General features: G+C 48.8%; 16 protein-coding genes and 3 pseudogenes. 12 read left to right on the forward strand and 7 right to left on the reverse strand.

The genetic code is table 11. The features are described from left to right. Positions 1 to 263 precede the first annotated feature (263 nt). The 5 genes and pseudogenes from AACS05_RS24965 to AACS05_RS10515 all read left to right on the forward strand — a co-directional run. A pseudogene (locus tag AACS05_RS24965) lies at positions 264 to 362 on the forward strand (bacteriophage antitermination protein Q); the annotation flags it as partial. A gap of 2 nt (positions 363 to 364) precedes the next feature. Further along, a pseudogene (locus AACS05_RS10500) lies at positions 365 to 600 on the forward strand (bacteriophage antitermination protein Q); the annotation flags it as partial. 259 nt (positions 601 to 859) lie between these two features. After that, positions 860 to 1393, forward strand: a complete 534-nt coding sequence (locus tag AACS05_RS10505) for a hypothetical protein (RefSeq protein ID WP_136345581.1) — start codon at positions 860 to 862, stop codon at positions 1391 to 1393. A 676-nt stretch (positions 1394 to 2069) separates the two neighbouring features. Beyond that, complete coding sequence (locus tag AACS05_RS10510; RefSeq protein ID WP_071828922.1) at positions 2070 to 2318, forward strand: HP1 family phage holin; 249 nt, start codon at positions 2070 to 2072, stop codon at positions 2316 to 2318. A gap of 75 nt (positions 2319 to 2393) precedes the next feature. Continuing rightward, a pseudogene (locus tag AACS05_RS10515) lies at positions 2394 to 2677 on the forward strand (terminase small subunit); the annotation flags it as partial. A gap of 45 nt (positions 2678 to 2722) precedes the next feature. Here the strand turns inward: AACS05_RS10515 and AACS05_RS10520 are convergent. After that, positions 2723 to 3286, reverse strand: a complete 564-nt coding sequence (locus AACS05_RS10520) for a MarR family winged helix-turn-helix transcriptional regulator (protein WP_045442471.1) — start codon at positions 3284 to 3286, stop codon at positions 2723 to 2725. A 116-nt stretch (positions 3287 to 3402) separates the two neighbouring features. On the opposite strand from AACS05_RS10520, the gene AACS05_RS10525 reads away from it, so the two are divergent. After that, positions 3403 to 3633, forward strand: a complete 231-nt coding sequence (locus AACS05_RS10525) for a glutaredoxin family protein (protein ID WP_045442474.1) — start codon at positions 3403 to 3405, stop codon at positions 3631 to 3633. 121 nt (positions 3634 to 3754) lie between these two features. Here the strand turns inward: AACS05_RS10525 and AACS05_RS10530 are convergent, their stop codons facing one another. Next, a complete protein-coding gene (locus AACS05_RS10530) occupies positions 3755 to 4525 on the reverse strand; it encodes a DeoR/GlpR family DNA-binding transcription regulator (protein WP_045442476.1) in 771 nt (256 codons plus the stop codon). A gap of 122 nt (positions 4526 to 4647) precedes the next feature. Between AACS05_RS10530 and AACS05_RS10535 the strand changes: the two genes are divergently transcribed. Beyond that, positions 4648 to 5031, forward strand: coding sequence for a VOC family protein (locus AACS05_RS10535; RefSeq protein ID WP_045442478.1), 384 nt, complete (start codon positions 4648 to 4650; stop codon positions 5029 to 5031). 160 nt (positions 5032 to 5191) lie between these two features. On the opposite strand, the gene AACS05_RS10540 is transcribed toward AACS05_RS10535, so the two are convergent. Continuing rightward, positions 5192 to 6223: a mechanosensitive ion channel family protein gene (locus AACS05_RS10540; RefSeq protein WP_045442480.1), complete on the reverse strand. Its 1032-nt coding sequence runs from the start codon at positions 6221 to 6223 to the stop codon at positions 5192 to 5194. Positions 6224 to 6472: 249 nt separating this feature from the next. Here AACS05_RS10540 and AACS05_RS10545 point away from each other — a divergent pair, with 249 nt between their 5' ends. Beyond that, the gene (locus AACS05_RS10545; RefSeq protein ID WP_045442483.1) at positions 6473 to 6733 is read left to right on the forward strand and encodes a DUF2534 family protein; all 261 of its coding nucleotides are present in this window, start codon (positions 6473 to 6475) and stop codon (positions 6731 to 6733) included. 48 nt (positions 6734 to 6781) lie between these two features. Here the strand turns inward: AACS05_RS10545 and uspE are convergent, their stop codons facing one another. Next, a complete protein-coding gene (gene uspE / locus AACS05_RS10550) occupies positions 6782 to 7732 on the reverse strand; it encodes a universal stress protein UspE (protein ID WP_005126626.1) in 951 nt (316 codons plus the stop codon). A 349-nt stretch (positions 7733 to 8081) separates the two neighbouring features. Between uspE and pspE the strand changes: the two genes are divergently transcribed. The 4 genes from pspE to tyrR all read left to right on the forward strand — a co-directional run bounded on the left by pspE (position 8082) and on the right by tyrR (position 12692). Further along, positions 8082 to 8399: a thiosulfate sulfurtransferase PspE gene (gene pspE / locus AACS05_RS10555; protein WP_045442489.1), complete on the forward strand. Its 318-nt coding sequence runs from the start codon at positions 8082 to 8084 to the stop codon at positions 8397 to 8399. Positions 8400 to 8545: 146 nt separating this feature from the next. After that, positions 8546 to 9943, forward strand: coding sequence for a YcjX family protein (locus AACS05_RS10560; protein ID WP_045449590.1), 1398 nt, complete (start codon positions 8546 to 8548; stop codon positions 9941 to 9943). Continuing rightward, positions 9940 to 11001, forward strand: a complete 1062-nt coding sequence (locus AACS05_RS10565; RefSeq protein WP_045442491.1) for a YcjF family protein — start codon at positions 9940 to 9942, stop codon at positions 10999 to 11001. Before AACS05_RS10560 ends, AACS05_RS10565 begins: the two co-directional genes overlap by 4 nt. 146 nt (positions 11002 to 11147) lie before the next feature. Beyond that, the gene (tyrR, locus tag AACS05_RS10570; protein WP_045442494.1) at positions 11148 to 12692 is read left to right on the forward strand and encodes a transcriptional regulator TyrR; all 1545 of its coding nucleotides are present in this window, start codon (positions 11148 to 11150) and stop codon (positions 12690 to 12692) included. Positions 12693 to 12841: 149 nt separating this feature from the next. Here the strand turns inward: tyrR and rnt are convergent, their stop codons facing one another. The 3 genes from rnt to AACS05_RS10585 form a co-directional block, all read right to left on the reverse strand. Beyond that, positions 12842 to 13489, reverse strand: coding sequence for a ribonuclease T (gene rnt, locus AACS05_RS10575; protein ID WP_045442497.1), 648 nt, complete (start codon positions 13487 to 13489; stop codon positions 12842 to 12844). A 94-nt stretch (positions 13490 to 13583) separates the two neighbouring features. Continuing rightward, entirely contained in the window at positions 13584 to 13991 is a 408-nt protein-coding gene (gene gloA, locus AACS05_RS10580) for a lactoylglutathione lyase (protein WP_045442499.1), read from the reverse strand. 154 nt (positions 13992 to 14145) lie between these two features. Next, complete coding sequence (locus AACS05_RS10585; RefSeq protein WP_045442502.1) at positions 14146 to 15243, reverse strand: alkene reductase; 1098 nt, start codon at positions 15241 to 15243, stop codon at positions 14146 to 14148. Positions 15244 to 15283 lie beyond the last annotated feature (40 nt).

A 15283-nucleotide genomic window follows, 5' to 3' on the forward strand; every position in this document is an offset into this window, starting at 1 on the left:
GGGGGATTATCCCCGGTTTTTATCTGAAGAAATCTCCTACGGACCTTGTCCAGTATGTTGTGGACGAAGTTATTTCCGAAACAGTGGTGTTGAGGATAAATGTAATTTACCGCGCCTAAGCTGATTAACTGCCCATAACTTGAGCAATAAAAATCTTAAAACCTGAGAACCCGCTATGGCGGGTTTTTCTTTTTTACGCCTGACAGAAAATTGACAATTTGTGCTCTTAAGACATTGATCATTTCTGAGCACAGTTGTGCTGTATGAACACTCAATTTCTCGAATACGTGCTCCAGCAACTGATGGTTGCCACCGCCGATTTAAGAGGTGCGACGAAAGGTCAGTTGATGACCTGGCTTGAGGGTTGGCGGCGCAGGATGTGAAAGCGGAACTGGCTGGTCGTGATGTTTTTCAGCAACAGGACTTAGCCGCTATGCGTGGTGTCAAACCGGACAACTGGAGCCACTACTATGCGGACTACTGCGAGTTTTGTGCAGCATCTTCAAGGGGCTCGATAGCGAATCCATGCTTTGTACGGTGAGAACCCGATCACAACAAATGACGTCTTTTTCGCAGCAGGGTATTGCAAAAGTCAATTAAATAGCATGCATTTCGTGTGAATCTGATATTGTGCCATTGTTGTATGTACTGGCAGTAAATTAGTTTTCGAGCCCGAGGTTAACGCCTTGGGCTTTTTATTTGCCTGTAGGTAAGCTGTAAAGCACTCAAGTCATAATTGAATGCTCGCTGGTTAGATCCCTGTCAGGCGCGCCAAGTCTAAGCCCACTTCGAGGTATCAAAGGTAGTTATCAATTTGATATATTTCACTTCAAGGAAGATGAGAAATGGATTAATGATAATGAGGTTGCCAACAAAGGTAGAGTTGATTTCATTCTGCTTCGCAGTCATTTGGGTTATTTGGTGTGCGTGGGCAGACAAAACAACTCACGACACATACCTTTTTGATGGGGTGCTTTATAAGTCAGTTATTGTTGGGACTTCCTTCCTGATAGGAATGTTCATTGCTTGGCGTGTGTACCTAAGTAATAAGGTCGCAGCAGGTATGGTTAAGAGGCTTTTCGGCGTTTGCCTTACTGTTATGATGTGCCTGACATTTACTTTTTGGAATGTTCCAGAGTTAATAATGATCTCATCAGCTAATAAGCATGTGAGTGACAATTACCGATTCAAGATGAGATATCCCACACAATCTGGAGGAAAAACCAGGCCATGTAAGGCTCGTGTTATCTACTATGACACATATCTGAAGCGTGAAATCGCACTCTGTCACTGGGATGATGCTCCATCTTTTTTCTATACGGATTATATTCGAGTAGATAAGCTGATTTCAGGTATGGGCGGGCAGATTATTTATCACGAAGCCGTTCATTGAGAAAATCCTATTCAAAGTTTAGAGGTCGCCATATGGTGGCCTTTTTCATTTCAGGCTCACGGGAATCAACCACTGCGTGCTTTGTTGATAAATCCAGCCCGTGAAGATAGAACTCTTTTATCCCATCGTAAATGTGTTTAAGAAAGTATCATTTCTACAGCTATAACCAATAAATTATGGTTGGTATCATTTTGTAAAATATTTTTATAAAATCTTTTGACCGTTACTCTGAAGACGAATGCAGAATCACAGTGACGTTCACACTGTTGTACTATTTTCTACTGTTTTATCCCACCGGAAGGGTTGTAAGTGATTGATTTTAAATTATGTGTGTTTGCAGTTTTTCTCCTCTTTGGCTGTAGTTCTGATGTTGTCATCAAATCACCTGCTAAACCTGTCTACAGGTCGATGCCTGAAATTACCCAGTCAATTACACCTTCACAGCAGAGGGCAATTATGACTGGCGCACGACCTGACTGGTCAGAAAGAACACCGGTTAACACAATTAAGCGATATTAATTAGCACTTTTCACCGAGTTAAGGCTGCCATCTGGCGGCCTTTTTCGTTTAAGGGGTCATGGGAATCATCCGCTACGTGCTTTGTTGATAAATCCATCCCGTGAAGCCTGACCCTTTAATCACCCACAGCGCCATCCGAAAAATCGGAGGTGAGGCTATGACCAGAATGAGCACCATTTACAGCAGACTTTCATATGGAACAGGCACCACGCTGACCGGCTGCGGTGTATCAGCGAAGGCATATGCCGAAACACCTAAAACAGCAAAAGAGTTGCCCAGGATGTTGGCCGACAGAATTGCAGGATTAAGCCTGAGTGACCGGGCAATTGTTGTCGTTATCGCATGCACCGTTATTACCTGTTCAGTGAACTGGTATTTTCACAGGAAGCGAATGCACAGACCGTAGCCCGTATGATTGAACAGGGGCGAACAATTCCCGAGATGAGGTTGTTAAAGATGCTCAAGCTCAAGCAGCGCGTGTCAGGCAGCGATTCGTGTGGGGTACAGCGCTAAAACTGCTACGGTACTGCTACAAAATTGCTGTCAAAAGCTGTCATTCAAAACAGGATTGCCGAACTTAAAGCCAAGCGCAACGAAGATGTGGGCATTGATGCCGATTATGTGCTCCGGCGCTTGGTTGAAATCGACCAGATGGACGTGCTGGACATCCTCAATGACGATGGCAGCCTAAAGGCGATTAGCCTTTGGCCCAGGTCGTGGCGGACGACACTCACTGGACTGGATATCAGCACGACTATCCAGAACTGATATAAAGGCTGGTGCGTAAACGCGTGCCAGCCTCTGCTGTTATTACTCTTCCGGGGGCTGATGTTCCCGACAAATCAGTTTTGAATCATCCTCACTCAGCGGTTCTTTCGTGAGATTGCAAAATCTCTGGCCATTATTTTTTAGATGGAACTGACAGCTATGGCAAAGACCGAAGCCAGGAACATTGTTGGTTCTCTGGATTTCACGCAGAAGTTCGAACAACAACTCTTTTAACAAGTCAGATCGTTTCCCCATAGCAGACTCTCCCGCCACCAAAAATGAGGGGGGAAGTAGGGCATCGAGTAAGGTTTTCGCTGACTCAGAGACCTGTAAATGGACGCTGCGTTTATCCCGAACGTCCTGGGTTCGCACAATCAGTCCTTTTGTTTCCAACAACTTTAGCGATTGTGAAACGGTTCCTTTGGTGAGTCCAAGATAGTCCGTCACGCCTAGCGGCGTATTGGAATAGCGGTTACAGCGAGCGAGATACATCAACGCGCTGAGCTGTACCGGTTGAATATCCGCCAGTAAAGGATGCTGGCGAAACCACATCCGCGTCAGGCTGGAAAGCCTGTCCAGTACGTCGAAAAGTGACATGTCGTGCATAACGAAATCCTCCTTGATATATAGTATCGATTAAAAACTAAATTGACAAAGCATAAAAGCAGCGTAGTATGAATTATAGTATCGAATCGATACTATAATTCATAAGGAGATATATCATGACAAAGGCTACCTATTATCATGCCGGTTGCCCGGTTTGCGTTTCCGCGGAAGAGGCGCTGCTTCAGCATCTGTCCCCAAATGTGAAAGTCGATATTATTCACCTGGGTGAACAACCTGATCGAGTCGCTGAGGCTGAACGGGTTGGTGTGAAGTCTGTTCCGGCATTGGTGATCGACGGCAATGTGCTACACATCAACTTTGGTGCGCCAATTGAAGCACTGAAATAACGTCTGGCGTTCGGGAGGTCGCTCCGGCTATTTCCCGAACAAGCGTTCAAACGGAGGAGGGGGCTACGTTTATCATCGTTATATTTATTTGATTATATGAGATAATTTTTAGGTACAGACGTTATACCGTATAAATCCGGATGTCATGCGCCTGAAAGGCGGTTGCGTACTCTTTGCTGATATTTTCCTCTACAACAATGACATCAATGTTGCTGCTTTCGGTAACAACATACCGGGCTACTGCCGGGATTTTATCTGCCGTCAGTGCGACGATAGTTTCATTGCACTGTTTAATCACCGCTTTTTTAAACTCACAATCTGCGTAATCAAACCCCGTCAATCCTGACTCGGGCGCCATTGCGCATCCGCCAATAAATCCCTGATCAAATAAAATGCCCTGCAATTGAGATATCGCCGTGGCTCCAACACAACCACCTGACGATCTCTGTACCTGGCCACCCAGAGTAATGACCTCAAACAGTGGTTTCTTTAGCAGAACGGCGGCAATTTCTGGCGAATTAGTCACTACTGTTAGTGCAAGCTCGGCGGGCAGGGCTTCAGCCATCGCCAGGTTAGTGCTACCCGTATCGATGAAAATGCAGCTCCCGGATTTAACCAGCCGGGCACATCTTTGCGCGATGTTGCTCTTTTTCTCCGCATTGATGTTCTTACGAACGGCGATCTCCGCTGATTCCGGCAATGAAATAACGGCTCCGCCATATACCTTCTTGCATACACCTTCTTTACTAAGTTCATGTAGATCACGGCGAATTGTGTGTTCTGAAACGCCTAATCGTCCGGCGAGTTCGGAGCAGACCACTCTACCGTTTTCCTGAAGGATCTGATGAATTAGTGCCTGTCGCTGTTGTGGGAATGCAGCGTAATCGAGCATAAAAACTCCTGAATAAATAAAAATCGAGCAATACTAAGCATGATCGTGCATTATGATTAGCGTTGTCAATGTCCCGTTAGTACGGAATGTATAATTATGAATAAAACCAGTGGAGGTTCGCGATGAAGGTTGCCCATATGGCATTGTGGACACAGGATCTCGAGCGACAAGCTCATTTCTGGGTCACGTTTTTTGGTGGAGAGATTAACGAAAAATACTGCAGTAAAACGAATCCGGGGTTTGAGTCCTATTTCGTCAATATTGGTGATAGCATTGCGATTGAGTTGATGACCAAGACTGGACTTACATCCTGTTCGCCCGACAACAACACGGTTGGATGGGTTCATCTGGCCATCTCCGTCGGCAGTGTCGAGAGTGTTGACGCAATGGCGCTGCGTGCCCAGGAACAGGGGATTTTAGCATCAGCCCCACGCACTACTGGTGACGGATACTATGAAGCCGTGATACGCGATCCTGATGGTAATTTAATCGAGATTGTTGCCTGATTTTTAGTCTGCCCGTGACAATCGAAGACAGGAAGTTAAAAGTGCTGTTTGCCCACTATCTGCGGCATGTCAGGCCACTATAACTTGGCTGTTTTTAGCTCTCGAGGCAGAACCATGCTGCTCTAAGTAAATAAGACGCGAAATTTCGCGTCTTATTCTTTTAGTGTGAAGACGCTTGTGCTGTGGCATCTTCCATATACAGCGTCTGGCTTGGGAAGGCAAAATCGGCTCCGTTTGCCTGGACGATAGTAATAATCTTTAAATAAACATCCTGCTGAACGGCGAGCCACTCCTGCCATACGGTCGTTTTTGTAAAGCAATAGACCATAATATTCAGAGAGGAATCCGCAAACTCATTAAAATAAACCAGCAAGGTTTGCTTCTGGTCTATACCGGGATGGTTTTGCAGCATCTGTCTTACTGACTCGACAATTGTACTTATTTTATCGGCATCTTCATAACGTAACCCGATCACCGTTTTTATCCGTCGGTTAGTCATTCTGCCTGGATTTTCTACACTAATTGACGAGAAAATTGAGTTCGGCACATACAGAGGACGATGATCAAAGGTGTTTATTTTGGTCATTCTCCAGCCAATTTCTGTTACTGTACCTTCGATATTTCTGTCCGGAGAACGGATCCAGTCACCGATACTGAACGGTCTGTCGAAATAGAGCATAATTCCGGAAAAGAAATTACTCAGAATGTCTTTCCCCGCCATACCAACAGCTATACCGCCGATGCCACCAAAGGTTAGCAGTCCGGATAAGCTCATTCCAAAATGTTCGCCATACAGCAGAATGATGACGACAACGATAGTTATCTTAATAATTCGCGACAGGATCCGGGCACTGGTGATATCTCTGCCTTTGCTGATCTGTGATTTTTCAAACTGGTTGATCACCAGAAAGAGTTTTATGGTCAGAATGAGCGCAATCAAAGAGGTACAGAGGAAGTCGACAACGCTCGGGGATATAAATTTCAGCCTGTAGCTTTCAATCACATTATTGGCGATGCTGCCGAATGTTCCAATGATAATGGCATAGACGAAAAATTGCGCCGCGTGGAATATGAATCCTTTTTTACGTTTCTCGCAGCGATGAAACCAGACGCTCATCAGGACTAATGCCGCACAGCAACTGAGAATTACCGTCAGATTAAATGCATTGTTCATAAACAGTTCAGCGATCATGATTCTCCCAGGCTACTCCGTGTTAGCTAAATATCATCTGACATATCCAGTCCAGATATTTTATCCAGTTCAGGGTGTCAGATCATTAAGCATAAAGAGAGAGAAATAAGATAATCAGCGCTGTTTTCAGGCGAATAATGCTGAAGGCAACCTTTTAGCGAGTCTTATGTAGCAGACAATGAGCTGATGTCATGGTATTGTTATTGCAAAGTAACAAGGTATTCATCTGCAAATGAAAAGGACGATACTATGGTCATGGCTAAGCTGAAAACAGCGAAGGGAAGGAAATTTCTGTTGTGTCTGCTTGGGGTGTTCATCATCGCAGCATCGGTGGTTACGCGAGCCACAATCGGTGGGGTAATTGAGCAGTACAATATTCCGCTTTCAGAGTGGACCGCTTCAATGTATGCCATTCAATCTGCAATGATTTGCGTCTACAGCATGGTGTTTACTATTCTGCTGGCGATCCCGCTTGGGATCTATTTCCTTGGCGGTGAAGATAAGCGCTAAGTGTTTTTAATGCCGGATGACGTCGCCATCCGGCATTTTTCTGTGCGGTTAATCGTCTTCTTCGTCGTCCAGTTCAACCGGGGTCTGATATTGATCGGGTTTGATAACCAGCAGGTCACAGCGTAGATGGTCGATGACTTGTTCCGCTGTATTTCCGAGAAACGCAGCTGAAATACCGGTACGCCCAACCGTTCCTAATACCACGATACCTGCCTGTAAATGTTCAGCTAAATCAGGGATAACCTCTTCAGGTAATCCTTTTTCAACGTGGGTGACTTTCTCGTCGATACTGAACTTTTGGCGCAATGCTTTCATTGCCAACAAGTGCTGCCCACGGATGGCGTCGTTATAGACGCTGGGGTCAAATTCAGGCAGCTCAATGGCGATGTTGATAGGTGTGACCGGATAGGCTCCAACCAGATGCACTTCGGTATGGTTAACTTGCTCTGCGAGTTGCAGTGTCTCCTTAACGAGTTTTTCGTTGAGGGCGTTGTGATATGCCTCTTCACTTGCCAGGTTAACTGCAACCAGCGCTTTACCACCTTCCGGCCACGGTTGGTCTTTAACCATCCATACCGGGCTTGGGCATTTACGCAGTAAATGCCAGTCAGTTGGTGTGAAAATCACGGCTTCCAGACGGTCGTGTTGGTGCGCCATTTTCAGGACCAGGTCATGCTTAGCACTGATAACTTCCTGGATGATGGCTTCAAACGGACGGTTGTGCCAGACCACTTTTATATCAAGAGGAATACCTGCCTCGATATAGTATTTTGCTTGTTCACGTATCCATGCTGTTCGCTGGCTGATGACACCCTGACGCATTGCTGTACGCTCATCTGGTGACAGCAGGGTGGTCATCTCATAGGAAAAGTCATAGATCGGCAAAAAGGCTTTAATTTTGCCACCAATCCGTTGATGCAAATAAACAGCGCGCCGTAATGCTGGTTGATCGTCCTGGTTAGGATCGATGACTACCAGCATGTTTTGATACATAGCCATACAGGGTCTCCTTACAACTGTCACCGCAGTTTGTCATTAAAAGAGTAACCCAATAATGTGGATTGAAACAGGGGATAACCTCCTGCCAGATCAATAAATTGGGAAAATATATTCTATTTGCCCACATCCGGCTAAATTTAAACAACTTTTGTCGAGGTATGCGCCCTGAGGACTACGCAAAGGGGCGGCCTATTGCGCGTTTGTACATTCAACGGATACTGCCATCTCCTGATTAGAACCGGAAGCAAAGTGTTCGGGTGTCTTATATGATGATAGGGTGATCGCAATATTTTCTTAAGATCTGGCATATAGTCTTTCTTCCAATTAAGCCACCATTCAGGATGATAATATGTTGAAAAAAGGGGTACTAGCTTTAGCGTTGTTCATCGGTATGCCGATTTTTGCCGCAGAACATTGGATCGATGTTCGCGTGCCTGACCAATATCAGCAGGAGCATATTCAGGGAGCGGTCAACATTCCGTTGAAAGATCTCAAAGCGCAAATCACCTCCGTTGTTCCGGATAAGACCGACACGGTGAAACTGTACTGCAACTCAGGACGGCAGTCAGGGCAGGCGAAGGATATGCTGATTGATATGGGATATACGCAGGTGACGAACGAAGGGGGGATCAAGCAGATTGACCTTCCAAAAGTAGAGCAAAAATAATCCGCGCGGTTTTCATCTGTAACAGGCGGCATACATAAATGATGTCGCCTGATATTTCTCAGGTAGTTGATAAATAAGAATTGCCCCCAATCTTTACTTCCTGTTTGTTATAATTTCTACGGCTCCTTCAGCATAACGGGATGGCGATGAAGCGACTTAAAAATGAACTCAATTCGCTGGTTAATCGCGGCGTGGACAGACATCTGCGTCTGGCTGTCACCGGGCTTAGCCGCAGCGGTAAGACAGCATTTATCACCGCGATGGTAAACCAGCTACTCAATATTCACGCAGGTGCGCGTTTGCCGCTGCTCAGCGCAGCGCGCGAAGAGCGCTTGCTCGGCGTTAAACGGGTTCCACAGCGCGATTTTGGCATTCCTCGCTTTACCTATGATGAAGGGCTGGCCCAGTTGTATGGTTCTCCGCCGACCTGGCCTACGCCGACGCGTGGTGTAAGCGAAATTCGCCTCGCGCTGCGCTACAAGTCCAACGACTCTTTACTGCGTCATTTTAAAGATACCTCCACGTTGTATCTGGAGATTGTGGATTACCCCGGTGAGTGGCTGCTTGATTTACCGATGCTGGCCCAGGACTACCTGAGCTGGTCACGACAAATGACCGGGCTACTACAGGGGCAACGGGCTGAATGGTCGGCAAAGTGGCGGCAGTTGAGCCAGGGATTAGATCCATTAGCCCCCGCCGATGAGAATCGTCTGGCGGAGATTGCGGCTGCCTGGACGGATTATCTGCATCAGTGTAAGCAGCAGGGACTGCACTTCATTCAGCCTGGGCGTTTTGTCCTGCCGGGTGATATGGCTGGCGCGCCGGCACTGCAGTTCTTCCCGTGGCCGGATGTGGATGCCTGTGGTGAGTCCAGGCTGGCGCAAGCGGATAAACATACCAACGCAGGCATGCTACGCGACAGGTTTAATTACTATTGCGAGAAGGTGGTGAAGGGGTTTTATAAGAATCACTTCCTGCGTTTCGATCGCCAGATCGTGTTGGTTGATTGCCTGCAACCGCTCAACAGCGGACCACAAGCGTTCAACGATATGCGCCTGGCATTAACTCAGCTAATGCAAAGCTTTCATTATGGTCAGCGTACGCTGTTTCGGCGGTTGTTCTCGCCGGTTATCGACAAGCTGTTGTTTGCCGCGACTAAGGCAGATCACGTGACGGTCGATCAGCATGCCAATATGGTGTCACTGCTTCAGCAACTGATACAGGACGCGTGGCAAAATGCGGCGTTTGAAGGCATCAGCATGGATTGCCTGGGCCTGGCGTCGGTTCAGGCAACCACCAGTGGGCTGATTGATGTGAAGGGCGAGAAGATACCGGCACTGCGTGGAAATCGCCTGAGCGATGGCGCGCCGCTGACGGTCTATCCGGGAGAAGTGCCTGCGCGTTTGCCAGGGCAGGCGTTCTGGGATAGCCAGGGCTTTCAGTTTGAAGCGTTTCGCCCGCAGGTTTTAGATGTGGATAAGCCTTTACCGCATATTCGTCTTGATGCTGCGCTGGAGTTTTTAATAGGAGATAAATTGCGATGAGCGAGCCGTTAAAACCGCGTATCGATTTCTCAGGTCCGCTGGAAACGGAAAATAATCCGGCGTTTAAAGCGCAGCAGATGTTTAACGAAACGGAAGCGCAGACGTTTGCTCCGGCTACGCTGGATGTACCGTTGGAAGATGAAGGCCAGGCAGAAGCCGTAATTGATGCAGCTTTACGTCCCAAACGTAGCCTGTGGCGCAAAATGGTTATGGGCGGGCTTGCATTGTTTGGTGTCAGCGTGGTCGCTCAGGGTGTGCAGTGGACAATGAATGCCTGGCAGACTCAGGACTGGGTCGCAATGGGCGGATGCGCCGCCGGGGCGCTGATTATCGGTGCGGGTATCGGTTCTGTCGCAACCGAATGGCGTCGCCTGTGGCGTCTGCGCCAGCGAGCCCACGAGCGCGATGAGGCACGGGATTTACTGCATAGCCATGGTACAGGGAAAGGGCGGGCATTTTGTGAAAAACTGGCACAGCAAGCGGGGATTGATCAGTCTCATCCGGCGCTGCAGCGTTGGTATGCTTCAATTCACGAAACACAAAATGATCGGGAAGTGGTGAGTTTGTATGCCCACCTGGTGCAACCGGTGCTGGATGCACAGGCCAGGCGCGAAATCAGCCGCTCAGCGGCTGAATCGACGCTGATGATTGCCGTCAGTCCTCTGGCGCTGGTGGACATGGCATTTATCGCCTGGCGAAATCTGCGTTTAATTAACCGCATCGCGACCCTGTATGGCATTGAACTGGGTTATTACAGTCGCTTACGTTTATTCCGGCTGGTGTTATTGAATATTGCGTTTGCCGGGGCCAGTGAACTGGTGCGGGAAGTCGGTATGGACTGGATGTCGCAAGATCTGGCAGCCAGATTATCCACGCGCGCTGCACAGGGGATTGGCGCCGGATTGTTAACTGCGCGTCTGGGGATTAAAGCGATGGAACTGTGCCGCCCACTCCCATGGATAGACGATGACAAACCGCGGCTTGGTGATTTTCGGCGTCAGTTGATTGGACAGGTCAAGGAGACCTTACAGAAGAACAAATCCCCCCGCGAAAGCTAAGACTAAAAGGGCTCCGATCGTATAACTTTACGCCTCGGTGCCCAATTTTCCAGCGTGCTGTCAATATTTGTTGACAGAGTCCTTCCTGCTAACGGAATACTGGCTTATCATCTTACATATGATCCATTGTTTAGGTGAAGGTTCCCATGCGTCTGGAAGTCTTTTGTGAAGACCGACTTGGTCTGACTCGCGAATTACTCGATTTACTGGTGCTTCGAAGCATTGATTTACGCGGTATCGAGATTGACCCCATCGGGCGAATTTACCTTAATTTTGCGGAGCTGGAGTTCACAAACTTCAGCAGCCTGATGGCTGAAATCCGCCGTATTTCAGGGGTAACGGACGTTCGCACCGTACCCTGGATGCCTTCCGAACGTGAACATCTGGCGCTTAGCGCGCTGCTTGAAGCGCTTCCGGAACCGGTCCTTTCTCTGGACATGAAAAGCAAAGTTGAAATGGCGAATCCCGCGAGCTGCCAGCTTTTTGCGCACACTCAGGATCGTATGCGCAACCACACGGCCGCACAGTTAATCAATGGATTTAACTTCCAGCGATGGCTGGAAAGCAATCCTCAGGATTCTCACAGCGAACATGTCGTGATTAATGGACAAAATTTCCTGATGGAAATTACACCGGTCCATTTACAGGGTGAAAATAACGAACTGATGTTGACCGGCGCTGTGGTGATGCTGCGTTCCACCATTCGTATGGGGCGTCAGCTGCAAAATATGACCACTCAGGATCTGAGCGCGTTTAGTCAGATTATCGCGGTCAGTACCAAAATGAAACACGTCGTGGAGCAGGCGCGCAAGCTGGCTATGCTGAGTGCGCCATTGCTGATTACCGGGAATACCGGTACGGGAAAAGATCTTTTTGCACGAGCCTGCCATCTGGCGAGCCCACGTGCGGAGAAACCATACCTGGCGCTGAACTGCGCTTCGATTCCTGAAGATGCGGTTGAAAGTGAGCTGTTTGGCCATGCACCGGAAGGCAAGAAAGGCTTCTTTGAACAGGCTAATGGCGGTTCGGTTCTGTTGGATGAAATTGGCGAAATGTCGCCGCGTATGCAAACAAAATTGCTGCGTTTTCTTAATGACGGAACGTTCCGCCGCGTCGGCGAAGATCATGAAGTCCATGTGGATGTGCGAGTGATTTGTGCTACGCAAAAAAATCTTGTGGAACTGGTACAGAAAGGCCTGTTTCGTGAAGATCTCTACTATCGTCTCAACGTACTGACGTTAAACCTGCCGCCACTGCGCGATTGCCCGCAAGATATTATGCCGCTCACTGAGCTGTTTGTCGCAAAGTTTGCCGACGAGCAGGGCGTACCGCGCCCGAAACTTTCCGCCGATCTCAGTACAGTGTTAACCCGCTATGGTTGGCCGGGTAACGTGCGTCAGTTGAAAAATGCTATCTATCGGGCGCTAACCCAGCTTGAGGGATATGAACTGCGTCCGCAGGATATTTTATTGCCGGATTATGATGCGGCGACGGTTGCTGTTGGAGAAGAGGTTATGGAAGGCTCGCTGGATGAAATCACCAGCCGCTTTGAGCGCTCAGTGCTTACGCAGCTCTATCTGAATTATCCCAGCACACGTAAACTCGCCAAACGACTGGGCGTCTCGCATACCGCGATTGCCAATAAATTACGTGAATACGGTCTGAGTCAGCAGAAGAAGAGCGAAGAGTAACGCAGTAAATAACAATGCTCGTCTGGCGTCATGCCGATCGGTTAAGACGCGCTTAACCGATCGGAGGCGCATGTTACGGAACAGATTTTGAGGCGGATATATGCATTTTGCATCAATTCCGCCCCCTCAGCATTTGAGAAGTGAGCCAGTTACGCTCCTTCAGGCACCGGAAGAGGCCAGCCGCCCAGGCGCTTCCAGCGGTTAACGATTTCGCAGAACAGAACTGCAGTACGTTCAGTGTCATACAGCGCAGAGTGCGCCTGAGTTCCATCAAATTCCATTCCAGCCGCAAGGCACGCTTTTGACAGCACGGTTTGTCCCAGAGACAGACCGCTCAGCGCCGCTGTATCAAAGGTAACGAACGGGTGGAACGGATTGCGTTTCAGTGAGGCACGCTCCGCTGCCGCCATCATAAAGCTGTGGTCGAAAGTGGCGTTATGCGCAACCATGATCGCCCGATTACAACCACTGTCTTTGATGCCTTTACGCACCATTTTAAAGATTGCGTGCAGAGCATCGTATTCGCTGACAGCTCCGCGTAGCGGATTGCTCGGGTCGATACCGTTGAACGCGAGTGCTTCCGGCTGTAAATTTGCCCCTTCAAAGGGTTCGACGTGGAAATGCAACGTCATGTCCGGCATCAGCCAGCCTTGTTCATCCATTTTCAGCGTGATGGCTGCAATCTCGAGCAGCGCATCGGTTTTGGCATTAAATCCTGCTGTTTCTACATCAATGACGACAGGATAAAAACCACGAAAACGGTCACACAGACCGGAAAGTTGAGCGTTATCGGACATCTGGGTCTCTTAATACGGGAAAATTGCAACGGGTATTATGGCAAAATGATGAGTATAAAACTACGGGCACAGACGATCTGCGCCCGACGGGAGATTAGTCACCCAGGCCGCGACCTGCGTCTTTTTCTTCGATCAGTTCAATTTTATAGCCGTCCGGATCTTCCACAAACGCGATAACCGTCGTACCGCCTTTAACCGGACCCGCTTCACGCGTCACGTTACCGCCGTTCTGACGAATACGCTCGCAGGCTTCTGCCGCATTGTCTACGCTCAGGGCAATGTGACCGTAAGCAGTACCCAGGTCGTATTTGTCGACGCCCCAGTTGTAGGTCAGCTCAATGACGGCTTCGCTGGTTTCAGGGCCGTATCCGACAAACGCCAGAGAGTATTTGTATTCAGGGTTTTCACTGGTACGCAGCAGCTTCATGCCGAGTACTTTGGTATAAAAATCGATGGAACGTTGCAGGTCGCCCACGCGTAGCATGGTATGAAGTAAACGCATCTTTTCTTCCCCTTCAAAAATGGCTAATACATTCAAAATGTTGTTTTAGTATAGCGGCGTTGTGACGCCGCTATCAATGCAGGATTATAACCGCTCTCTTTGAGACCACATTTTATTGGCGGCAACTCAAAACCCAGTGCTATCGTCAGGGCAGTTACAGAGTCGGATAATCAGTGTAACCTTCAGCGCCACCGCCATAGAAACTCTCAGCGCGCTGTGGATTCAGTTCAGCTTTATGCTGCAGACGAGCGACCAGATCCGGGTTAGCAATATAGGCACGGCCAAAGGCGACCGCATCGATCAGGCCTTTTTCAATCAGCGCTTCAGCTTTCTCTGGCGTGTAGGCTCCCGCTCCAATAATTGGACCATGGAATCGAGCACGAACTTTCTCGCGGAACGCATCGCTATACGGCTCACCACCGGCCCAGTCCGGTTCGGACATATGCAGGTAAGCGATCCCGCGTTTGCCGAGTTGTTCTATCAGATACAGTGCATCGGCTTCTTCATTCGGGCCGTTATCCACGTTCTGGAAAGAACCAATAGGGGAAACCCGAATACCAATACGGTCTGCGCCCCATTCTTTGATCCCGGCATCGACGACTTCCAGTACGAGACGCGCACGATTCTCTACGCTGCCACCGTATTGATCGGTGCGGTGGTTAGAAGTAGGGGACAGAAACTGATGCAGCAAATAGCCATGGGCGGAGTGCAACTCTACCAGGTCAAAGCCCGCTTCACGCGCGTTAGCTATTGCCTGACGGAAATCATTGACGATACCTGGAATTTCTTCGGTTTCCAGTGCGCGCGGCATAGAGGTGTCCACTCGCGTCGCCAGTCCGTTTTCATCGCGCAGTGAAGTGCGGGTTCCTGCGCTGATGGCGGAAGGTGCAACCGGTGGCTGTCCATTTGGCTGCAGGCTTGAATGAGAGATTCGCCCGGTATGCCACAATTGTACGGCGATATGACCCTGCTCAGCATGAACGGCATGGGTGATTTTTTTCCACGCTGCAATTTGCTCTGCGCTGTGTAATCCTGGCGCACCCGCATAGCCTTTTGCCTGAGCGGAGATCTGCGTGGCTTCACTGATGATCAGACCTGCACTGGCCCGTTGGCGATAATATTCGGCCATGAGCGGAGTCGGGATGTCGCCAGGTTCGATGCTGCGCAGACGCGTCAGTGGTGCCATGAATACGCGGTTTGCGGCTGTGATAGCACCCACTTTCAGCGGGGAGAACAGTTTTTCAGATGACATAATAACTCCAGATATGAATAGACCGGTCGTCTAGTGATAA

This window comes from Citrobacter sp. S-77 (assembly GCF_963864895.1).
Classification (GTDB): Bacteria; Pseudomonadota; Gammaproteobacteria; order Enterobacterales; family Enterobacteriaceae; genus Citrobacter; species Citrobacter murliniae.